The 19,931-nt window shown below is 67.2% G+C and carries 20 protein-coding genes; 9 read left to right on the top strand and 11 right to left on the bottom strand.

Features of this window, described 5'->3' with window-relative positions; translation table 11 throughout:
* Positions 1 to 26: 26 nt before the first annotated feature.
* Both AACH06_RS01305 and AACH06_RS01300 read right to left on the bottom strand, forming a co-directional pair.
* Complete coding sequence (locus AACH06_RS01305; protein WP_341423780.1) at positions 27 to 296, bottom strand: GlsB/YeaQ/YmgE family stress response membrane protein; 270 nt, start codon at positions 294 to 296, stop codon at positions 27 to 29.
* Positions 297 to 398: 102 nt separating this feature from the next.
* Positions 399 to 1,394 (bottom strand): SDR family oxidoreductase, encoded by a 996-nt coding sequence (locus AACH06_RS01300; protein WP_341423779.1) that lies wholly within the window; start codon positions 1,392 to 1,394, stop codon positions 399 to 401.
* A 163-nt stretch (positions 1,395 to 1,557) separates the two neighbouring features.
* On the opposite strand from AACH06_RS01300, the gene AACH06_RS01295 reads away from it, so the two are divergent.
* From AACH06_RS01295 to AACH06_RS01275, 5 genes are all read left to right on the top strand, one after another.
* Positions 1,558 to 2,034, top strand: a complete 477-nt coding sequence (locus AACH06_RS01295; RefSeq protein WP_341423778.1) for a hypothetical protein — start codon at positions 1,558 to 1,560, stop codon at positions 2,032 to 2,034.
* Between the two features lie 209 nt (positions 2,035 to 2,243).
* Positions 2,244 to 3,485, top strand: coding sequence for a glycosyltransferase (locus tag AACH06_RS01290; protein WP_341423777.1), 1,242 nt, complete (start codon positions 2,244 to 2,246; stop codon positions 3,483 to 3,485).
* Positions 3,470 to 4,267: a DUF2334 domain-containing protein gene (locus AACH06_RS01285; RefSeq protein WP_341423776.1), complete on the top strand. Its 798-nt coding sequence runs from the start codon at positions 3,470 to 3,472 to the stop codon at positions 4,265 to 4,267. Before AACH06_RS01290 ends, AACH06_RS01285 begins: the two co-directional genes overlap by 16 nt.
* A gap of 210 nt (positions 4,268 to 4,477) precedes the next feature.
* A complete protein-coding gene (katG, locus tag AACH06_RS01280; protein WP_341423775.1) occupies positions 4,478 to 6,784 on the top strand; it encodes a catalase/peroxidase HPI in 2,307 nt (768 codons plus the stop codon).
* 386 nt (positions 6,785 to 7,170) lie between these two features.
* A complete protein-coding gene (locus tag AACH06_RS01275; protein ID WP_341423774.1) occupies positions 7,171 to 7,686 on the top strand; it encodes a PEP-CTERM sorting domain-containing protein in 516 nt (171 codons plus the stop codon).
* 27 nt (positions 7,687 to 7,713) lie between these two features.
* On the opposite strand, the gene AACH06_RS01270 is transcribed toward AACH06_RS01275, so the two are convergent.
* Complete coding sequence (locus AACH06_RS01270; protein ID WP_341423773.1) at positions 7,714 to 8,943, bottom strand: AI-2E family transporter; 1,230 nt, start codon at positions 8,941 to 8,943, stop codon at positions 7,714 to 7,716.
* Between the two features lie 161 nt (positions 8,944 to 9,104).
* The gene (locus tag AACH06_RS01265) at positions 9,105 to 11,588 is read right to left on the bottom strand and encodes a hybrid sensor histidine kinase/response regulator (RefSeq protein WP_341423772.1); all 2,484 of its coding nucleotides are present in this window, start codon (positions 11,586 to 11,588) and stop codon (positions 9,105 to 9,107) included.
* A gap of 196 nt (positions 11,589 to 11,784) precedes the next feature.
* Between AACH06_RS01265 and AACH06_RS01260 the strand changes: the two genes are divergently transcribed.
* Positions 11,785 to 12,057, top strand: coding sequence for a hypothetical protein (locus AACH06_RS01260; protein WP_341423771.1), 273 nt, complete (start codon positions 11,785 to 11,787; stop codon positions 12,055 to 12,057).
* 83 nt (positions 12,058 to 12,140) lie between these two features.
* On the top strand, positions 12,141 to 12,581 hold the full coding sequence (locus tag AACH06_RS01255; RefSeq protein ID WP_341423770.1) for a response regulator: 441 nt from the start codon (positions 12,141 to 12,143) through the stop codon (positions 12,579 to 12,581).
* Between the two features lie 27 nt (positions 12,582 to 12,608).
* Here the strand turns inward: AACH06_RS01255 and AACH06_RS01250 are convergent, their stop codons facing one another.
* Positions 12,609 to 12,869 carry a CrpP-related protein gene (locus AACH06_RS01250; protein ID WP_341423769.1) on the bottom strand — a complete coding sequence of 87 codons (261 nt, stop codon included), beginning with the start codon at positions 12,867 to 12,869 and terminating at the stop codon, positions 12,609 to 12,611.
* Between the two features lie 12 nt (positions 12,870 to 12,881).
* Entirely contained in the window at positions 12,882 to 13,655 is a 774-nt protein-coding gene (locus AACH06_RS01245; RefSeq protein ID WP_341423768.1) for a hypothetical protein, read from the bottom strand.
* Here AACH06_RS01245 and AACH06_RS01240 point away from each other — a divergent pair.
* Together AACH06_RS01240 and infA are read left to right on the top strand one after the other, a co-directional pair.
* Positions 13,645 to 13,920 carry a hypothetical protein gene (locus AACH06_RS01240; RefSeq protein WP_341423767.1) on the top strand — a complete coding sequence of 92 codons (276 nt, stop codon included), beginning with the start codon at positions 13,645 to 13,647 and terminating at the stop codon, positions 13,918 to 13,920. The two genes, AACH06_RS01245 and AACH06_RS01240, sit on opposite strands and share 11 nt — an antisense overlap.
* Positions 13,902 to 14,162 (top strand): translation initiation factor IF-1, encoded by a 261-nt coding sequence (gene infA / locus AACH06_RS01235; RefSeq protein WP_341423766.1) that lies wholly within the window; start codon positions 13,902 to 13,904, stop codon positions 14,160 to 14,162. The genes AACH06_RS01240 and infA overlap by 19 nt, the downstream gene beginning before the upstream one ends.
* Before the next feature lie 33 nt (positions 14,163 to 14,195).
* Here infA and AACH06_RS01230 read toward each other — a convergent pair whose 3' ends face one another.
* From AACH06_RS01230 to AACH06_RS01210, 5 genes are all read right to left on the bottom strand, one after another.
* Positions 14,196 to 15,359 (bottom strand): zinc-binding metallopeptidase family protein, encoded by a 1,164-nt coding sequence (locus tag AACH06_RS01230; RefSeq protein ID WP_341423765.1) that lies wholly within the window; start codon positions 15,357 to 15,359, stop codon positions 14,196 to 14,198.
* Between the two features lie 2 nt (positions 15,360 to 15,361).
* Positions 15,362 to 15,904, bottom strand: coding sequence for a phosphatase PAP2 family protein (locus AACH06_RS01225; protein ID WP_341423764.1), 543 nt, complete (start codon positions 15,902 to 15,904; stop codon positions 15,362 to 15,364).
* A complete protein-coding gene (locus tag AACH06_RS01220) occupies positions 15,888 to 17,084 on the bottom strand; it encodes a glycosyltransferase family 4 protein (protein WP_341423763.1) in 1,197 nt (398 codons plus the stop codon). Before AACH06_RS01220 ends, AACH06_RS01225 begins: the two co-directional genes overlap by 17 nt.
* Positions 17,085 to 17,181: 97 nt before the next feature.
* Complete coding sequence (locus tag AACH06_RS01215) at positions 17,182 to 18,132, bottom strand: DNA topoisomerase IB (protein WP_341423762.1); 951 nt, start codon at positions 18,130 to 18,132, stop codon at positions 17,182 to 17,184.
* Between the two features lie 279 nt (positions 18,133 to 18,411).
* The gene (locus AACH06_RS01210; RefSeq protein WP_341424217.1) at positions 18,412 to 19,902 is read right to left on the bottom strand and encodes a sigma-54-dependent transcriptional regulator; all 1,491 of its coding nucleotides are present in this window, start codon (positions 19,900 to 19,902) and stop codon (positions 18,412 to 18,414) included.
* Between the last annotated feature and the right edge of the window lie 29 nt (positions 19,903 to 19,931).

Here is a 19,931-nt window from a genome sequence, read left to right as displayed (position 1 = left end):
CGCTGCGTTTCGATGGGTGCGACGTTTCAGCGGACAGTGCCGCGACGCACCAGGTTCACGATGGCCAGCAGGATAACGGCCCCCACCAGCGACACCAACAGGGCGCCCGCACTGAATGCGCCTTCATTGATCGTGGGCACACCGACCATGGGCGAAATGAACCAACCGCCCAACAGCGCGCCGACGATGCCGACCACGACGTTGAGCAGCACGCCTTGTTGGGCGTCAGTCCGCATGATGAGGCTGGCGACCCAGCCGAGCAAACCACCGATAACCAGCCAGATGATGAGATTCATGTCAGCAACTCCTTGTGATGATGACCACGGGATGAAAGCGGTCCGAGGGGAATGGCAAGCGTCGTGCCCTGCCCGCCACGGGCCTGCGCAAGCCCGGCCCCGTCAGATGGCGCCCACGCTGCCGGTCACCGGCAGCACGATGCCGCTGATGTAGCCCGAGCACACCGGTGCCGCGAGGAACACGTACGCAGGTGACAACTCTTCCGGCTGCGCCGCCCGCTTCATGTCGCTTTGCTGCCCGAAGGTGGCCACCTTCTCGGCCGGGCTGTCCGCCGGGTTCAACGGTGTCCACACCGGCCCGGGCGCCACTGCATTGACCCGAATGCCCCGATCGAGCAGATTGCTCGCCAAGGACTTGGTGAACGCGTGAATGGCCCCCTTCGTCGCGGCATAGTCGAGCAGCTTCTCATGGCCCCGAAGGCCTACCACCGACCCGGTGTTGATGATGCTGGCACCGTTCTTCATGTACGGCAGCACGGCCCTGGCCATGCGGAAGTAGCCCCCGATGTTCGTGTCGAGCGTCTCCTGCAGACGCTGGTCATCGATGTCTTCGAGGCGCTCGGCGTGCTCCTGGAACGCCGCGTTGTTGACGAGCACATCCAGTCGTCCGAACGCGTCGAAGACCTGTTGGGCGGCCTGGCGGCACCAGGCGTCGTCTTTCACATCGCCTTGCAGCAACACGCAGCGCTGGCCCTCGGCCTCCACGCATCGGCGGGTTTCTTCTGCGTCTTCTTGCGACGAGTGGAAAGCCACCGCCACGTCGGCGCCCTCACGGGCGAACAGCACCGCCACTGCACGGCCGATGCCTGAATCGGCACCGGTGATGAGCGCCGCGAAGCCTTGCAGCTTGCCACTGCCGCGGTAGTCCGGCGCCATGAAACGAGGTTGAACTTCCAGGTCAGCATCGTGGCCCGGTTTCTCCAGGTGCTGGGCCGGAAACCGGTCGGGCTGCGGCCGCGCGCCGGCTTGCACCGCGCCGGCGGACGATGAATCGTCCTGCCCTGCTTGCCGTTCCTTCTGTTGATCTTGCCGATCCTGTTGCTGTTGGATCTCGCGCTGTCGCTTCAGCGTCGAGCCGGGGGTGGCAGGTGAACTCATGGGCTGCTCCTTGGTTGGTTGAACACACACTTTCCGAAGGGCAGTCCGCATGCCGCGCAAGCGGCACGCGGATTGCCGAAAGAGCCGTACGGCGCTGCCAGCGTGACTCCGGACCCCGGAGAAACGTTCAGCGATTCCTCAACCTGCCTATGGAGTTCATTCAATGAACAAGATCGTTACTCGCCTGACCAGTGCTGCAGCAGCCTGCCTCGTCGTGGTCGCCGGCGTCGCCGTCGCCCAAAACAACGGGGGCGGCACCAGCGGCCCCGACACCGGCACCTCGCCGACGACGCCTAACACGGCCAACACGACGCCCACCACCCCGCCGACCACGACGAACAACCCGTCGATGACCACGCGCACCCCCAACGGATCGACCACCACCAATGGCTCGACCACCAATGGCTCGACCACCAGCGGCTCGACCAGCACGTCGTCGCCCAGCACGGTGAACCCCAACACCAACTCCGGCCTCAACAGCCCCAACGCGACAGGCACCACCAGTGGCTCGATGGGCAACACCGGCACCCCGGGCACGTCGAACTACGGCAGCGGCAACAACTCGACGGGCGGCACCACTGACTCGACATCGAGCGATTCGTCGATGACCGACCGCGCTGCACGCAGCGACCGCAATTGATGCAGCTCCTTTGACCCCGCGTCGATCTGCAGGCACCGCCACGGCCCACGCGGCCGTGGCTCGACCGGCGCCCGGCGGGCAAGAACTGCCGGCAGCCGGTAGCCCTTACCGCAGATCGATCGACGGATGGCGGGCGCTACGCGCCTGGGGCGCCAGATCAACTGCCCCGCCACAGACAGACGCCCGCACCGTACTGAACACCTTGCACCATGCCTGCGACCGTCAATGCCGCCCTTGTGCCCGAGAAGCCGCCTGCCGACGGCCCTCATCTGCTCGATGCCACCATGTTCTGGGCACCCCAGGGATGCGGCGGTGTTCGTCGGGTCATCAGTACCAAGCGAGGCGCCCTGGTGTCGCGAGGTTGGCGCCACACGCTGCTGGCGCCCGGCGTCCAGGGGCCTGGCTTCGTGGACAGCGGAGGCTGGACCCTTCCGGGGTCGGGCGGTTACCGGTTCGTGGCCGATCGCAAGCGCGCCGCGCGGTTGATTGAGCAGGCCGCCCCCGACATCATCGAATCGGCCGATCCCTTCACACTGGCCTGGTCGACACTCGATGCGGCCAGGGCGTTGCAGGTACCCACCGTCGCCTTCTGCCACAGCAATCTGCCTGACATGGTGGCGCATTGGGTTGGCGATCGCCTGGCTCGGCGCGGATATGGTCGTTGGGCAGCGCGGCAAGCCCAGCGCTACTTGGCACGCGTCTATGCCGGCTTCGATCTGGTACTCGCCCCCAGCCTTGGCATGACCGAGATGCTCCGCAGCCTCGGCGTGCGACACGCCCGTCATCAGCCGCTGGGGGTATCGACCAAGGTGTTCAGGCCCGAGGCGGCCGATGCCAGCTGGCGTCGAGCGCTGTTGCATCGCCTGGGTCTCGCACCTCACACCCGCCTCCTGGTCTACTCCGGCCGTTTCGCGCCCGAGAAGAACCTCGAGTTGCTCGCCCAGGCTGTCGAGTTGCTGGGCCCGGGTCACGTGCTGATCGCCATGGGCGCGGGCCCTCGTCCACCCCGGGGCCGCCGCGTCATCACGTTTCCCCCGCAGCACGACGACGCCAAGCTGGCGCGCCTGCTGGCCAGTGGCGATGCATTCGTCCACGCTGGCGATCAAGAGACCTTCGGACTGGCCGCTCTCGAAGCCATGGCGTGCGGTACCCCGCTGGTCACCAGCGCGCATGCGGGCCTCGGTGAACTGGTCGACGGCGTCGGCCGCACGCTCACGTCGCGCCGCCCTGCCGATTGGGCCGAAGCGATCCGCGCCACCCTCGTCAGCCGCGACCACGCGTCGATTCGGATCGGGCTGGAGCGCGCCCGGTCGCATGACTGGACTGCGGTCATCGACGGCCTGTCGCAGCGCTACCTGCGGCTGCTCGAACGCGGCGCGCTGGACACCGATTCATCGCACCTCACTCGCCCGCTTCTGCTGTCAGGAGGCCGCGAATGGACCGCTGTCTGAGTGTGGTGCTGCACGATGTGTCACCGGCCACGTGGCCCGCCTGCCGCCGTGTGATGTCTGAAGTGCGGCGCGTCGCGCAACGCGAAGGCGTCGCACTGAAGCTCACGCTGTTGGTGGTGCCGGCGATGCACGGCCAGCCCGCCACCCCCGACTTCGTTCGATTGCTGAGGCGCCTGGCGCAGCATGGCCACGAACTCGCGTTGCACGGGCTCACCCATCAAGACGACGGGCCCCGCGCCAGCAGTTGGATTGATCATGTGCGTCGACACTGGTACACCGCCGGCGAAGGCGAGTTCGCCGCGCTCGGCCACCAGGAGGCGGCCGCGCGAATCGAACTCGGCCGCCGTTGGGCCTCGGCTCTCGGGTTGCCAATGCGCGGGTTTGTCGCGCCGGCATGGTTGCTGAGCCCCTCCGCGTGGCGGGCCGTCCAGCGGGCCGGCTTCGCCTACACCTGCACGCTCAATCGGTTCATGGTGCTGCCCGGTTCACAGTGGTTGGCGGCCCGCAGCGTCGTCTTCAGCACCCGTGCCGCATGGCGTCGCCTGGCCTCGGTAGCCTGGAACAGCGCGCTGTCGTGGTGGCTGCGGCCCGCGCCGCTTTTGCGACTCGAACTGCACCCGAGCGACGCGGATCATTCGATGGTGCGCCGTTGCTGGGCCGGCATCCTGGCGCACGCCTTGCGCGAAGGCCGGCGCCCCGTGCGGCTGGGTGACGTGGCCCAAGAGCTCCGCCGCCAGCGCCCATTTCTCCATGTCGCCGAAGGCCACGAAAGCGTCGGATGAGACAGTTCCCGACCAGGGCTTTATCAGCCACTTCTTTCGAGCGTTAGTGTCTTTCGACACCATGCGCCCATGTCGCCTTTGACGCGCGATGCCGTCGCATTCCGACACGAGTTTCTTTCAATCGCACAGGTAGTGAAATTCAATTCGCAGTGAGAACAGGGCCGTGCCTAGACTGGGTTCGTCACTTCCAACGAATCCCAGAGGAGACCCATGAGCGCCCTTCACTGTCACACCCCCACACGCCAACGCGCCCGCTGGCTGCCTGACACCCGGCCCCTGGCGCTGTCGCTCGCCATCGCCGCGGCCCTCGCCGGCCTGTACACCCGGCCGGCCACCGCCGCGCAGGATGCGCCATCGAATGGCGCGTCCGGCGCAGCGGCGCCGATGTCCAACCAGGCGTGGTGGCCCGAGCGGCTTGATCTGTCGGCACTGCGCCGCCACCACCCCGCTTCGGATCCTGCGGGCCCCGGCTTCGACTACGCGCGCGAGTTCAGCCGCCTCGACCTGAATGCGGTCAAGGAAGATCTGCGCAAGACCCTGACCCAATCCCAGGATTGGTGGCCCGCCGATTACGGCAACTACGGGCCGCTTTTCATCCGCATGGCCTGGCACAGCGCCGGCACCTACCGCGCATTGGATGGCCGGGGCGGTGCCGACGGCGGGCAGATCCGCTTCGACCCCTTGAACAACTGGCCCGACAACGTCAACCTCGACAAGGCGCGTCGGCTGTTGTGGCCCATCAAGCAGAAGTACGGTGCCCGCATCTCGTGGGGCGATCTGATGGTGCTGGCAGGCACCGTGGCGATGGAATCGATGGGCATGAAGACCTTCGGCTTCGGCGGTGGCCGCGCCGACGATTGGGAACCCGATCTCGTTTACTGGGGACCCGAGCGCACTTGGCTGGCCGACGGGCGCCACGGCGCCAACCGTCAGTTGCAGAAGCCTCTGGCCGCCGTGCAAATGGGCCTGATCTACGTGAACCCGGAAGGGCCAGGCGGCAACGCCGACCCCCTGGCGGCGGCCAAGGACATCCGCGAGACCTTCGGGCGCATGGGCATGAACGACGAAGAGACGGTGGCCCTGATCGCGGGTGGCCACACCTTCGGCAAGGCCCACGGCGCGCACAAGCCGGATTCCTGCGTGGGTGGCGACCCGACCACCAGCCCGCCAGAAGCCCAGGGCCTGGGCTGGGCCAACCGATGCGGCAAGGGGCGCGCGGAGGACACCGTGACCTCGGGCCTGGAAGGTGCCTGGACGTCGAGCCCGGCCAGCTTCACCCACCAGTACCTCACGAACCTGTTCTCGTGGAACTGGGTGCCATCAAAGAGCCCTGCCGGGGCCACGCAGTGGGTGCCCTCTGACCCCGCCGCGGCGACGCTGGTGCCCGACGCCCATCGCCCCGATGTGCGGCATGCGCCGATCATGTTCACCACCGACCTGGCGCTGCGTTTCGATCCAGCGTACGAGCCGATCGCCCGTCGCTTTGCCGAGCAACCCAAGGCGTTCGAGCTGGCGTTTGCCAAAGCCTGGTTCAAGCTCACCCACCGTGACCTCGGGCCTCGCGCACGCTACCTCGGCCCCGAGGTGCCGAAAGAAGAGCTGATCTGGCAAGACCCGATTCCAGCGGTGAATCACCCGTTGATCGACAAGGCCGACATCGAGCGCATCAAGGCCCAGGTGCTGGCCTCGGGGCTCGGCACGGCCGAACTGGTGCGCACGGCATGGGCCTCGGCCGCCGTGTTCCGCGGCTCTGACATGCGAGGGGGCGCCAACGGGGCGCGCGTGCGGCTGGCGCCGCAGAAGGATTGGGCGGTCAACGATCCCGCGGAACTGGCACGTGTGCTGTCGCAACTCGAGAAGATCCAGCAAGCGTTCAACGCCAGCGCCAAGGGCGGCAAGAAGGTCTCGCTGGCCGACTTGATTGTGCTGGCGGGCAGCGCCGCGGTGGAATCGGCAGCCAAGGCGGCCGGCACGCCGGTGAAGGTGGCATTCCGGCCCGGCCGCATGGACACGACGCAAGACAAAACCGACGTCGCCTCCTTCGCCCTGCTCGAGCCGGCGGCCGATGGCTTTCGCAACTACTACGGCGCGCAGGCGCCGCGGCCGCCGGTCGAGATGCTGATCGACAAGGCCGATCTGTTGACCTTGAGCGTGCCGGAGATGACGGTGCTGGTCGGTGGCCTGCGCGCCCTGGGCGCCAATGCCGGCGGCACCTCTCACGGCGTGCTGACGAAGCAGCCCGGCAGGCTGAGCAACGACTTCTTCGTGAACCTGCTGGACATGTCCACCCGCTGGTCGAAATCGGCCACCGAGGGGCTGTACGAAGGCCGTGACCGTCAAAGCGGGGCGCTGCGCTGGACGGCCACACCGGTCGACCTGATCTTCGGCTCCAACTCCGAGCTTCGTGCGGTGGCGGAGCACTACGCCACACGCGACGCCGGCCAGCGGTTCGCTGATGACTTCGCCAAGGCGTGGACGAAGGTGATGGAACTGGACCGCTTCGACAAGAAGAGCTGAAGCGCCTTTCGCTGCAGCAACGCCCGCGCCAGGATGCCTCGCCAGCATCCTGGCGCACCGCTGTGCATCGAGCGGTGGGGCCTGAAACACTTCAAGACCGACCGGATCTCCAGCAGACGCGCACCTAAGGCAAGGCTGTTCCCGACAGAGTTGCCGAAAAACCTGCGCACCCACCCGGGGGTGACGCTGCGCCGCCGCGCAGCCGCGACCTGAGCAGCCTGCGCGGCTCCCAACTTGCGTGACCGAATCCGCAAACACGGCATGGGCACGGCCGGCAGTTGACGATTGGGCGTGTCGATTGCCATGTGAAGGTCTCGACCGCCAACGACGCCATGCGGGTCCACGGGTGGCGCCAAGCGCGAGCAGGACGACCGCAAGGAGAAGGTATGAAGCTGATGAGTCGGGCAGCCACCACCGCTCTGGTGTGGGCCTCCAGCGCCCTGACGCAGGCGCAGGCGCAGGCGCCTCAGCATGAGCTCACGTCGACTCGACAAGCCGAGGCACCCCACGGGGTCGGCGTGCCCGATGTCTACCTGAATGGCCACACCCACCGTACGGGCGACTGGGGCACAAGCGACTGGGCGCAGCGCATCGACTTCGCATCGGCCAGCGGCATGGTCGCCCCCGCGGCCGGCAACACGGCAGGCACCACGCTCTGGGCTGCCAGTGACTTCGTCTTCGTGCCGGCACCGCCACTGCGGCCCGAGATCAACGATCCAGCGGCGCCCGCGCTGCCCCTTGCCGATGCCCCCCTGCCGCTGGCCCTGGACATCGCGTCACACGACCGCTGGGGCCCCTGGAGCTCGGTGGTGGCCGTTCCCGAGCCATCGGCCCTGCTGATGATGATCGCAGGCCTGGGAGCCATCGCGCTGGTGATACGCCGCCGCCGCGGTGGCACCTGAGCCCGAGCCTCAGGCAGATCCCCCCGCTCAGGCCAGTCGCTGCGTTTCGGCGCGGTGCTTGCCACGCAGCAGGGCCCGCAGGCTGGACGCTGGCCGCACCGAACCTTCCATGTAGACATGCCACAGACGCAGGCTGCGCCGCCGTTTGCAGACCGCCCGCGCCGCCACGAGGATGGGCACCGCCATGACGGCCCCGGCCATGCCCCAGAGCCAACCCCAGCACATCACCGACAGGCACATCGAGACCGGGCTCAGCGACAGGCGCTTGCCGACGAAGAACGGGCTGATGAAGTTGCTCTCGATACCGTGCACGATCAGCAGCGCGGCCGCTGGCGCCATCATGGCCGGCAGCGTGTCGAAGGTGACGATGCCGGCCATCAACAGCAGCGCCGAGGCGATGATCGGCCCGAGGTAGGGGATGAAGTTCAAGGCGCCGGACACCGTGCCCCACAGCACCGGATTCGGCAAACCGAGCCACCACGTGGCGACGATCATCGCCAAGCCCACGCCGAAGTTCACCAGCGCCAGCGAGCTGAGAAAGTGCGAGATCTCCCGCTGAACGCTGCGAAGGCCTCCCAGAAACAAGGCACGCGAACGCCGCCGCGGGATGGCCTCGACGCTGCGGGAAACCACCCAATGCTCCGACGCGAGCAGGAAGTACAGCAGGATCACCGTGGCGGCCGCCGACACGCAAAAGAAGAGCAGCCGGCCGATCACCACCCGCGTCAGCGCCACCCCTTCGGTGGCCAGCTGTTCCTTGATCGAATCCGAAGGCAAGGCCTGCGGTGGCGTGGCGCTGGCAGCGCCGGATCGCGCTGGTGGGATCGGCCCCCCCGTCTCGCGCTGACCCTCGTTGCGAGAGCCGATCCGAAGGTGATCGAAGCGGTCCATCAGTTGGGCGAGGGTGGTCGGCGCGCGCTCCCACCATTGCGTGGCCGGCCCCGCCAGGGAGCTGAACGCGAGCAGCGTGGTGGCGATCAACGCCACCACCACGATGCCCGCCCCTGCTGCTTCGTGGATGCCGTGCCGCCGCAGTCTCCGAACCACCGGCGCAAAGACAAAGGTGAGCACCAGCGCAGCGCTGATCGGCACGAGCACGGCCGAGGCCGCCTTCAACAGCCCGATCAGGGCGATGGCGAACAGGCCGACCAGGGCACCGTCACCCCATCGCACCGGCGTCGGTGAAGCCAGCCCACCCCCGGGCGGTAACGCATCGGCAGGGAGCGAATCGACACGGTTCACCGGCAGAGTGGACATGGCAGGCCTCAATCAGTACAGCGAGGGTTTGCCAGCCGGCCCACCCTCGCGGCCTTGGGCAATCGGAATGCCCGGCCCTTGATCGCAGAACGCAGGTCGCTGCATCCGCCTACGCTGCGAGGCGCCTGCACCGATCGACCTCGGCCCGCGGTGGCTCCGGATCACACCTTGTCGAGCAGTCCCAGCAGTGCCTCGTACTCAATCGGCTTGACCCAGTGATGGTCAAACCCCGCCACCAGAGCGGCGTCGCGGTCGCTGGCTTGGCCCCACCCGGTGCAGGCGATGCACAGCGGCGGTCTGGCGCCGAACAGCTGGCGCAGCCGCGCGCACAGCTCGTAGCCATTGAGCCCGGGCATGCCGATGTCGAGCACAGCCACGTCCGGCCGCCACTCAGAGGCCATCTGCAACGCCTCGAAACCACTGTGCGCGGCGCGAACCTCCTGCCCGTGCAACGACAACATCGTCGCGAGGGTCTGCGCGGCATCGATGTTGTCGTCCACCACCAACCAGCGCCGGCGCGGCGGCGCGATCAATTCGGCCTGCAGCTGCGACGGTCGAGGCAGCACCGGCTCACAGGCGGGCAGGCGAACGGTGAACACGCTGCCCTGCCCCGGCCCGGCGCTGCTCGCGTCCAGTTGCCCACGGTGTTGCTCAACCAAGCCGCGCGCCAAGGCCAGCCCGATGCCCAGGCCCCCGCCCGAACGCTCGATGGCCGGGGCCAGCTGCGAGAACATGTCGAAGACCAAGGGCAATTGGTCGGGCGAGATGCCGATGCCGCTGTCCCTCACGCTGGCACAAACCGTGTCGTCTTCTCGCCAGGATCGCAGCTCGATGGCGCTGCCCGGCTCCGAGTACTTCGACGCGTTGTTCAGCAGGTTGACGAACACCTGGGTGAGCCGAGTGAGGTCGGCCTCCACACACAACGGATACCCGGGCATCTCGATGCGCACCGCCTGGCCCCGGGCCTCCAGCATCGGCTGGGTCGCTTCCATCGCCTGGTCGAGGGCACGTTTCAGATCGATTTTCTCGAGCCGCAACTCGACCTTGTGGCGAGTCAGGCGGCTCACGTCCAGCAGGTCTTCGAGCAACCGGCTCATCTGCGACACCTGGCGCTCGATGATGTCGCGGCACCAGACGACGCGCGCGGGGTCGTTCAGAACATCTCGCCGCAAGATGCCCACCGCGTTGCGGATGGGCGCCAGCGGGTTGCGCAGCTCGTGCGCAAGCGTGGCGATCATTTCGTCTTTCGCGCGGGCCGCCTCGCGCATGGTCTGCTCGCTGTGACGCAGTCGCGCCATCAGCTCGCTGCGTTCCAGCATGGCCGACACCTGGTCGCACAGCGCCTTGACCACCAGCAGATCGCCACGTCGAAACCGATCCCGGCTGGTGGAGATGAACGCGGCCACCCCGAAGACATGGCCGTGCGCCACGAGCGGATACCCGACATAGCAGCGTGCGCCGGCCTGCTGCAGTCGACGCGCCTGCGGCATGGGGCTGTCCTGCACATGATCCACCACCACACGGCTCTTGCGGCGCACGGCCACGCCGCATGGCGATTCATCCATCGGCACCTCGCCCAGCAGCGTTTGCTGCGCTTCGTTCAGCCCGATGTGCGACAGCAGCACGATCGATTGACCATCGTTCCCGACCCGATAGTCCAGGCAGATCTCGCAGCCCACGGCCAGACGGACGCGCTCGAGCAGCTCCTGCCGCATGGTGGCCGGATCCTGTTCGCCCAGGATCAACGCCTGCCCCGACTGCGACAACACATCCAGCTGGCGCACGCGCTCGCGCAACGCCCGATCGGATCGGCGCCGCTCGGTGACGTCTCGCGCAATCATTGCCGAACCCACCACATGGCCGTAGTCGTCATGGATGGGCGACAGGCTCATCGACACTGGCACCCGCTGCCCTTGGCGGGACAGGCGTTCAGTTTCAAGATGCGCCACCCGCTCGCCCCTTCCGAGCCGGTGCAACAGATCGGCCTCTTGTGCACGCAGCTCTGGCGGCACCAGCTCGTCAAGCCGGCGCCCCAGCATCTGAGCCGCGTCGTGGCCAAACAGCCGCCGGGCGCCGTCGTTCCATGAGTCGACGCGGCCGTCACAGTCGCGACCGATGATCGCGTCGCCTGACGACGCCACGATCGCCGCGAGCCGGCTCACGCGCTCCTGCATGCGTACCCGGTCGGTGATATCGATGAGCGCGATGCGGGCCTCGCTCGATTTCTGCCTGCCGCGGGAGGCCCGCCCGGCTTCCAACGCCACCCAACACGCGACGTCTGCGGTCCTGCCATCTGCCGGCACGATGCGAATTTCCAGAGTGCCGGGATCTTCCCCAGCGGCAAGCGCTGACAGGTAATGATGCAGATCACCAACGTGTGCACGATGCACATAAGACATGAGCGTTCGACCCGACAAGTGCTCCAGCGGGGTACCCAGCAGCGACGCCGCCAGCGGGTTGGCTTCGGTGATGTGCCCTCCCCGCTCCAGCGTCACATACCCCACCGGGGCATGGTCGTACAGGTCGGCATAGCGATCGTTCGATCGTTTCAGCTCAGCCTGCATCAGACGCATTGCATCGTCGTCAAGGTCGGAGCCAAACGTTCGTTCGTGGGGCTGGGCGTTCGAGCCGGGTTGACAGTTCACCAATGTCCTTGCTGCACGGGAGAACGTTCGGCGATGAAGGCCCTCTCCTAAGTGCTCGCTCGGCACAAATTCAGCAATCCACATGCCCATGTCTGCGGTGCTTCGGATCCCGGTTGGCATCGCAGGCATGGAGCCTGCCGACAAGCTGATCGACGAGCCCGACGTCATCGGGCAAAGATTGCCGAAAGGACTGACCATGAAGGCCTCCCAACCCGGTGTTCCGCAGACCACTGCCACCCGCCGCGATGCCAACGACCTGAAACCCGACGTGATCGCCGACGGCAGCGACCCGGACGCACTGATGCCTCATGAGCGCGACGAAACGGCTCAGCACACGGCACCCGAACCGTCGCCGGTCATCAAGCGTGCCTTTGATGACCTGGAAGAAGGCCAGGTCGACACCGATCTGCACAACACACCGGGGCTCGACGCGGAGCGGCGCGACGACCTGCTTCGCCGGCAACCCTGAGCCCGTCGTGCGTGTCCGCCTGCGGAGGCCGGCGGAGGCGGCATGTCGATTGCCAGAGCATCCCGGAATGCAGGGAGCTCTCAATGGAACTGGACATGTACGGCCGGCCCGGCCGCCCGCAGGTGCTTTATGTGGAAGACGAGCCGACCAATGCGCTGTTGATGCAGGCCCTCTTTCGCTTGCGCCCCCATCTCGACCTGGTGGTGGCGTCCAGCGGCAGCGAAGCGGCCGCCTTGGCGGCCAACATCCGGCCAGCCCTGCTGATGCTGGACATGAGACTGCCCGATGTCTGGGGCAGTGATCTTCTGCCTGAGCTCAGACGGCGCTACCACTGGCGCCAGGTGCCGGCGGTGGCGGTGACGGCCGAGAGACATTTCGACGGCCGCCGCTGCGGCTTCGTGGAGACTTGGTACAAGCCGCTGGACTTGCAGCGGGTGCTGCAGCGGCTCGATCAGTGGCTGCCAGATCCTCAGCGCCAGCCCGCCCTGCTCCAGACAAGACGACCCGAGTCCCGCGCCGTCTGAGCGAGCCTGGGCGGTCCAAGTCGCCGTTCAGGAGAGGTCGAACGCGGCGCGCAATTCCGCTGAACGACTGGGCGAGACCTGTGCCCATGCCACCGTCGGCAGGCTCGGCTCGTCACCGTCGAAGCCACGCTGCCACGCGTCATGCTTTCGTGCCCACTCGGGCGGTGAATCGCCCGTCGCGGCCGGCATGTTCTCGCGCTTCAGGAAGGGGTTGGCGTCCCAGCGCAGGCCACGGCGGGCGGCTCGCGCGCCCTCTTCGGCCCAATAGGCGTCTTCAGACAAGGGCATCGCGTCCGCCTTTCAAGCAGGACGGGGGGCTTGCCGAATCAGTTGCCGGCGGATGTTTTCGCCCACCACCGTCAGCCGCAACGTGCCGCCATGCCATTCGATCCAGTCAAGCGACACGTAATCGTCGATGTCCCCTTGAGGAATCTCGTTCGCCCGGCGACGGCGCAGCATGTCGATCGATTCGAGCAGCGAATTTCGCAGGCTCTCCAGACGCGACGCTTGCAGCGCCGCAGATCCATGCCTCATGGCTTCCTTTCGGGGGCGGGAAAGGGGCGGTGGCCACGCGATCAGGCGCAGCACCGGATCACCTTCAAAGGCACTGCGCAGAAGCACCGCGCCACGAATGGGTGAACGAACCATCGTACACCCGGCACCGGTCGGCCAGAGGTGCCATCGCCGCGATTTCTCTGAGGGCTCCAACGAGACATCGGCACGCAGGGCTTCATACAGCGACAGCCCGCGCGACGGGTGCATGGGGTAGACTCGGGCATTCGCCGTGATTTCGCTCTCTGTCGCGGCGTGGCTGCGCTGCTGTTCTGCAGGCGGCCCTGATATCTGACCCTGCGACGGCCGCCTGGCTGCCGTCTCCAGCTCGCCGCGCAGCACCTCGCCGTGTTGTCGGAGGTCAGACGCCAGCAGCGGCGAGCACCCTTCGGGCCGGCCTTCATTGCCCGCGCCAGCCCCACCGGCCCGCATCCAGCGGCCACCTTTGAGCGAGACGCTTCGCCTCTCGACTCTCGTACCCCGTTTCGCGCAGCGATGTGCTGCGCATTTCATGATCACCATTCGAGAACCGTCGTTCTCGGTGGGCAAGTACCTTGTCTCACCCCTGACGACCAAGACCCTGGCCGGCGACTACGCCGCATCGGTATCCATTCGCAGCGGCCACGGAAGCCGCACCCATGACCGGGTGATGCGATTCCTGCCCCTGTTTGCCACGCGGGAGGGCGCGCTACGGTACGCCATCCAGCAAGGCATCCACTGGCTTCAACAACCCAGCCGGGCCGAGCCCGGTGCCACCAAGGACGCCCATTGGCCAAAGAAGAACTGATTGAGATGCACGGCAAGGTCGAAGACGTGCTGCCCGACTCGCGATACCGCGTCGTTCTGGACAACGGCCACAGCCTCGTGGCCTACACCGCCGGGCGGATGAAGAAACACCACATCCGCATCCTGGCCGGCGACCGCGTGTCGCTTGAACTCTCGCCGTACGACCTGAGCAAGGGGCGCATCACCTTCCGCCATCTCGACCGTTCAGGCAGCCGCCCGCCGCCGCGCGCCGGGCAACGCTGAAGCCCGCGGCCCGTTCGAGCAGCGAGCCGGCGCTCAGGCCGGTGCGCCGATGACCCGGTGCACCAGATGAAGCTTGCGCAGCGCCGGCTTGGACAGCACGAAGGGGTAGAAGTCGTGCACGCCCATGCTGCGCGACAGCTCGTTGAGCACGCCTGACAACTCCATCCACCCGTTGACCAGGGTGAGGAAGGCGGGCGCCTGTGCATCTTCGTCGCCAGCCGGCCCCAGGTCGGCCCGTTGGAAACGTTCGTAGCTCAACTCCACGGTTTCGCCGTCGACGCCGAAGCTGCGGGCCGTATCCAGCGTGTCACGCAGATGCAGGTAGTGGGCCCAGGTTTCGGCCCAGTCTTCCCACGGATGGCAGCTCGCGTAGGCGCTCACAAAGCGCTCGGGCCAATCCGCCGGTGCGCCGCGCTGGTAGTGGGCCTGCAAGGCCGCGGCGTAGTCCTGCCGCTCGTCGCCAAAGGTGTGCCTGAAGACATCGATCCAAGGGCCCGACTCGTCACCGTGCCCTTGCACCAATCGCTGCCAGTAGTAGTGGCCGGTCTCGTGGCGCAAGTGGCCGAGCAAGGTGCGGTAAGGCTCGCCCATCGCAGTGCGGCGCTGCTCGCGCCGGGCGTCGTCGGCCTCCTCCGCATCAAGCGTGATCACACCGTCGGCATGCCCCGTCATCACGCGGGGCTGGCCGGGCAGGCTGACGAGGACATCGAACACCAGGCCACGCGCTGGGTCTTCGCTTGTCCTGGCCTTCACCGGCAGGCCCAGGCCCATCAAGGCGGACACGAGCCGGCGCTGGGCCTGGGCGATGCGCAACCACCAGGTTCGGTTCTCTGCCACCGACAGATCCGGCAAGGTGCGGGTAAGCCGGCAGCAACGGCACAGCGGTGCTTGCCCCGGCGACAACGTGGCGTGGTCATCAGCCAGATCGACCAGCCAATTGCAGCCGGCAGCGGTATTCAAGTTGGGGCAGCGCAGATAGAGCCTGCCGCGGGGCCGTCCGCAGACGCGCCACAACGTCATCGCGCCGTCGCCCGAGGCCGCGGGCCCAGATGGCTCCAACGGCAGCAGTTGCCGCAATGCCGGGTCGTAGCCCAGCGGCGTGTGGCAGGCCAGGCATTCACTGTTGCGGAAGAAAACCGGTCGCCCACAACGGCACCGAAATGCCCGTGGCGTGAGCGGTCGAGGCACGGCCGCCATGGTCAATTCCCCCATCCATACAGCGCCAGTGACGCGGTCGCGATGCCGATGAGACCACCCATCAGCACATCACTCGGGTAGTGCAAGCCCAGCACCACACGCGCCATGGCCACCAGCAGCGCATAGAACCACAGCAGCGGCGCCAAAGCAGGGTAGTAGGCCGACAGCAGCAGCGCAAAGGCCGCCGCATGCAGAGAGTGGCCGCTCGGAAAACTGAACACATCGGGGATGGGCGCGCAGGCCCGGATGCCCGGGCATTGGGCACAGGGGCGAGAGCGACGGGTCCACGCCTTGATCGTCCAGTAGATGGCCAGATTGACAGCGCCCACGCTCGCCAGCAGGCTCGCACAACGCCAACCCGCGGCGCCACCGGCCAGCGGCAACACCAGCAGCAACGCGCCCCACAGGTGGCCATCGCCAAACCGGCTGCACCAGACCATCAACCGCCGAAGCGCGGGCTGATCGACGTGTTGATGCAGCGCCAGGGCCCAGCGGGCGTCGAGCGCGGCGCTGTAGTGCCATCCACTGTCAAGCCAGCGCGGCATGGTGCTCGCGCCGAGGCGACATCACTTGCTCGACCACCGACTGCAATTGCTGCTCGAAGCCTTGCAGTGCCGTCTCCCAATCGCTTCTCAGCGCGAGCGTGCGGGCCCGTTGGCGCAACGCGCCGTGCGGTGCAGACTCGTCCAGCGCCAGCTCGGCAGCGCGGAAGAACCCCGCCCGGTCTTCGGGGGTCGCAAGCCAGCCGTTGTAGCCCGACTCGATGAGGGTGCTGGCGCCTGCGCTGTCGAACGCCACCACCGACAGGCCGCTGGAGAGCGCTTCGAGCACGACATTGCCAAAGGTGTCAGTGAGGCTGGGAAACAGGAAAACGTCCGCGCTGGCATAGCACCGGGCCAACGCGCTGGCGCGTTGAACGCCGACGAAACGCACCTCGGGATACGCTGCCGCCAAGCGGGCGCGCCACGGCCCTTCGCCCGCCACGACCATGCGCAGCCCGGGTTGGCGGCGCCGCAGGTATTCGAAGGTGTCCAGCGCTAGGGACACATTCTTCTCGGCGGCCAACCGCCCCACGTAGAGCAACACCCGGTCGTCAGGCCCGACACCCCAGGCGCGGCGCAGGCCCTCGTCACGCTCGGCCGGCGAAAACACGCTGGCATCGACACCCCGGCCGATCACCGACAGGCGCGCGAACCCACGGTGCGCCAGCTCGGTCGCCAGCGACAAGGTCGGCACGAAGGTGAGATGGGCCATGTTGTGCAGGCCGCGCAGATAGGCCAGCACCGCCGGCTGCAACCATCCCAGGCCGTAGTGCTGGCTGTAGGCGTGGAAGTTCGTCCGGAAATCCGCCGTGGCCGGCAGCCCTTGGGCGCGGGCGGCGCGAAGGGCGGCCCAACTGAGTGGGCCTGGCGTGGCCACATGCACCAATTGAGGAACGCCGTGGCGCCGCCAAAGACGGCGCAGACCTCCCGAAGTCGCCCAGCCGAATCGAAGACCGGGGTACATCGGGATCGGGGCGCCGGCTGTGCGCCATTCGAGCGGGTCGACGGTGTGGCCAAACTCCCCGGTGTCTTCGAGCGACCCGGTCGCCTCATGCGCCTGGCGGGGCCGGATGACCTGCACCGCATGGCCCTGTCTACGCAAGTGGTGCACCGCACGGGCGGTGGTCAACGAGACACCGTTGATCTCTGGCGGAAACGTTTCAGTGATGTAGGCGATTCGCACGGGAGGCCTTCAGTTGATGCTGTGGTCGCACGCCCGTGAGGCACGGGCGCCACTGGGTGGCCTCGATTTCGGCAAGCCATGTTCCCGACGGACGACCTCAGACGCGCAGTCGTTTCAACAGGCCCATCAACTGGCGCTCGGCCAGCACCAACCCAGGCGCTGCCGGTGGCGACGTCACCCATGCCTGCGAGAGCAGCTCGGCACGGGCCTGCGCGTCACCAACCCGGTTGGCCAGCGCGAGCACCTGGGGGTGGATGTAAGCCTTGCGGCAAACGGCAGGCGTGTTCCCCAGGCGCCTGGCCACTTCAGCCACGATGGCAGCTGGGCTGGGAGCAGGATCGGCACGGCAGGCGGCCAGGGTGAGCGCCAACGCCTGGACGCTGCCGTGCCAAGTGCGGAAGTCCTTCGCCGTCGCATGCAGGGCCCCGGTGGCATCGGCAAGCCATGCATTCACATCGGCTGAGCCGAGGCGACACGGCGTGCCGTCTTCATGCAGATACTGAAAGAGTTCCTGGCCCGGCAGGTCTTGGCAGCGCCGCACCACGCCTGCCACCCGCCTGTCCGTCAGCCGCACCTCGTGCCTGACGCCGCTCTTGCCCACGAACGACAAGCGAAGCTCCGGCCCCTTCACGCCAGCGTGTTGATTGCGCAGTGTGCTGAGACCAAACGAGCCGTTCGTCCGGGCGTATTCGTCATTGCCGATGCGCATCCAGGTGGTGTCGAGCAATCGAACCAATGTGGCCAATACCCGCTCGCGGGTTGGCTCAGCGGCCGTGCCCAGGCGACGAGCCACACGCCGACGCAATCCCGGCAGCACTTGGCCGAAGGCCCGCAGCCGATCAAACTTGGTTTGGCCCCGATGCGCCTGCCAATCAGGGTGGTAGCGGTACTGCTTGCGGCCCCGCGCATCTCGCCCGGTGGCCTGCAGATGGCCGTCCTCGCGGGTACAGATCCACACGTCGTGGTAGGCCGGCGGTATCGCGAGTCGGCGGATGCGAACCAGCACGGCCTCGTCGCGAACTGGCCGCCCGCTCGGCAACAGGTACACAAAATGCTCGCCACGCCGCCGCCGCCGAATGCCAGGCTCACTGTCGCTGACCCAGGCCAGCCCTTTGCAAATGCGTGAAGGGCTCTGCAGCAGAGCATCCGACTGAACGTCACGTGAAGCCACGGCTCTCGCAGCCTTGCCACGCCGAGCGCGCAACGGGGGTTCGGTACCGCCGGGCCCTGGGGGAATCTTTGGCGTGTCGGTGGGCGAAGGGGAATTGGCTCGCGTCGGCATGACCCGCCAGGGTGCAAGCCGCATGCCGACGTGGAAGCGACGAGGTCAGCCCGACGTCGGGGTGTCTTCGCTGTCCGCCGCGTATTCCTTCAGCCGGTTGTAGAGCGTCTTCAGGCTGATGCCCAGCACGGCCGCAGTCCGCTCCTTCTGGAACTTGTGGTACCGGAGCGTGGCCTCGATCAGGGCCCTCTCGGCCTGCGCCATCGACGTGCCAACCGGCAGCGACACCATCGTCGCCGGATCGGCGCTCGGCGCGCCGACTTGCCCGGCCGAGGCCGCAGCGGACGGCAAGGCAGCCACCGGCACGCTCTCGGTAGCCGGCACCGGATCGGCCGTTGGCGCGGGCAGCGCGGCACCGCCGACCAAAGGCGTGCCGGCCCCTTGCGGGCGTGGCAACCACTCGTCGCTGATGTCTTCACCGGCCGCCATCACGTAGGCGCGCTGCACCACATTGCGTAGCTCGCGCACATTGCCCGGCCAGCGGTAGTTCGCCAGTCGATCCAGCGCTGCGCGGGTGAAGCGCTTGGTGTGCCCTTCTTGCTTGATGATCGCTTCCAGGAAGTGCTGGGCGAGCAAGCCCACGTCCGACAGCCGCTCACGCAGGGGCGGCAGTTCGATCGGGAACACGTTGAGGCGGTAGAGCAAGTCTTCGCGCAGCTTCCCGCTGCTGACCGCCACCTCGGGCAGCCGGTTGGTGGCCGCGATGACGCGCACGTCGGCCTCCTGGCTTTGGGTGGAGCCCACGCGCATGAAGCGGCCGGTCTCCAACACCCGCAGCAACTTGACCTGAAGCTCCAGCGGCATCTCGGTGATTTCGTCGAGGAACAGGGTGCCGCCGTTGGCGCGCTCGAAGAAACCCAGGTGCTGCCGATCCGCCCCCGTGAAGCTGCCTTTCTCGTGACCGAAGATCTCGCTCTCGATCAGGTTGGGCGAGATGGCGCCGCAGTTCACCGCCAGAAACGGCTGCTTGCGACGGCGGCTGAGGTCATGCACCGTTTGCGCCACGACCTCTTTGCCAGTGCCCGATTCGCCGGTGATGAACACCGTGACCGCCGTGCCTGCCACGCGAGAAATCTGCTCATACACGCGCAGCATGGGCGGGGCCTGGCCCCAGAGATGGCCGAAGTGCCCATTGCTGGCCAAACCGGCGTTCATGCGAGCGACATCGGCCTTCAGCGCCGCCGGCTTCATGAAGCGCGACAGCACCCCCTGAAGCTGGCGCAACACGATGGGCTTGACGAGGTAGTCGGCCGCACCGAGCCGCAGCGCTTCGATCGACGTCTCCAGGCTCGCATGGCCGGTGATCAGCACCAGTTCCGAGCTCGCCACCAATTCAGGATCGGCGAACAGATCGAGGCCGCTGCCGTCGGGCAGTTGCAGGTCGAGCAACACCAGATCAGGTGATTGCAGCGCGATCTGGCGCCGTGCATCGCGCAAGGTGTGCGCGAGCGCCACGGTGAAGCTCTCCGCAGCGACGAGTTCGCGCAGCGAGGTGGCGGAGTCGACGTCGTCGTCGACGATGAGCACGTGGTTCAGAGCAGTCCTCTCGCAAGACAGAGTGAATT

The organism is Ideonella lacteola (assembly GCF_038066555.1).
Lineage (GTDB): Bacteria > Pseudomonadota > Gammaproteobacteria > Burkholderiales > Burkholderiaceae_C > Ideonella > Ideonella lacteola.
Note: the sequence above shows the minus strand (reverse complement) of the source record. Positions and strands in the feature narration are given on the sequence as shown.

What these genes read in the sequence shown, in the direction of transcription:
- AACH06_RS01225 (WP_341423764.1), bottom strand. Translation starts at nt 15,904, where the DNA reads ATGCCGCGCTGGCTTGACAGTGGATGGCACTACAGCGCCGCGCTCGAC.
- AACH06_RS01230 (WP_341423765.1), bottom strand. Translation starts at nt 15,359, where the DNA reads ATGGCGGCCGTGCCTCGACCGCTCACGCCACGGGCATTTCGGTGCCGT.
- AACH06_RS01275 (WP_341423774.1), top strand. Translation starts at nt 7,171, where the DNA reads ATGAAGCTGATGAGTCGGGCAGCCACCACCGCTCTGGTGTGGGCCTCC.
- AACH06_RS01270 (WP_341423773.1), bottom strand. Translation starts at nt 8,943, where the DNA reads ATGTCCACTCTGCCGGTGAACCGTGTCGATTCGCTCCCTGCCGATGCG.
- AACH06_RS01250 (WP_341423769.1), bottom strand. Translation starts at nt 12,869, where the DNA reads ATGCCCTTGTCTGAAGACGCCTATTGGGCCGAAGAGGGCGCGCGAGCC.
- AACH06_RS01245 (WP_341423768.1), bottom strand. Translation starts at nt 13,655, where the DNA reads ATGGTGATCATGAAATGCGCAGCACATCGCTGCGCGAAACGGGGTACG.
- katG (WP_341423775.1), top strand. Translation starts at nt 4,478, where the DNA reads ATGAGCGCCCTTCACTGTCACACCCCCACACGCCAACGCGCCCGCTGG.
- AACH06_RS01295 (WP_341423778.1), top strand. Translation starts at nt 1,558, where the DNA reads ATGAACAAGATCGTTACTCGCCTGACCAGTGCTGCAGCAGCCTGCCTC.
- AACH06_RS01285 (WP_341423776.1), top strand. Translation starts at nt 3,470, where the DNA reads ATGGACCGCTGTCTGAGTGTGGTGCTGCACGATGTGTCACCGGCCACG.
- AACH06_RS01300 (WP_341423779.1), bottom strand. Translation starts at nt 1,394, where the DNA reads ATGAGTTCACCTGCCACCCCCGGCTCGACGCTGAAGCGACAGCGCGAG.
- AACH06_RS01290 (WP_341423777.1), top strand. Translation starts at nt 2,244, where the DNA reads ATGCCTGCGACCGTCAATGCCGCCCTTGTGCCCGAGAAGCCGCCTGCC.
- AACH06_RS01255 (WP_341423770.1), top strand. Translation starts at nt 12,141, where the DNA reads ATGGAACTGGACATGTACGGCCGGCCCGGCCGCCCGCAGGTGCTTTAT.
- AACH06_RS01240 (WP_341423767.1), top strand. Translation starts at nt 13,645, where the DNA reads ATGATCACCATTCGAGAACCGTCGTTCTCGGTGGGCAAGTACCTTGTC.
- AACH06_RS01305 (WP_341423780.1), bottom strand. Translation starts at nt 296, where the DNA reads ATGAATCTCATCATCTGGCTGGTTATCGGTGGTTTGCTCGGCTGGGTC.
- AACH06_RS01260 (WP_341423771.1), top strand. Translation starts at nt 11,785, where the DNA reads ATGAAGGCCTCCCAACCCGGTGTTCCGCAGACCACTGCCACCCGCCGC.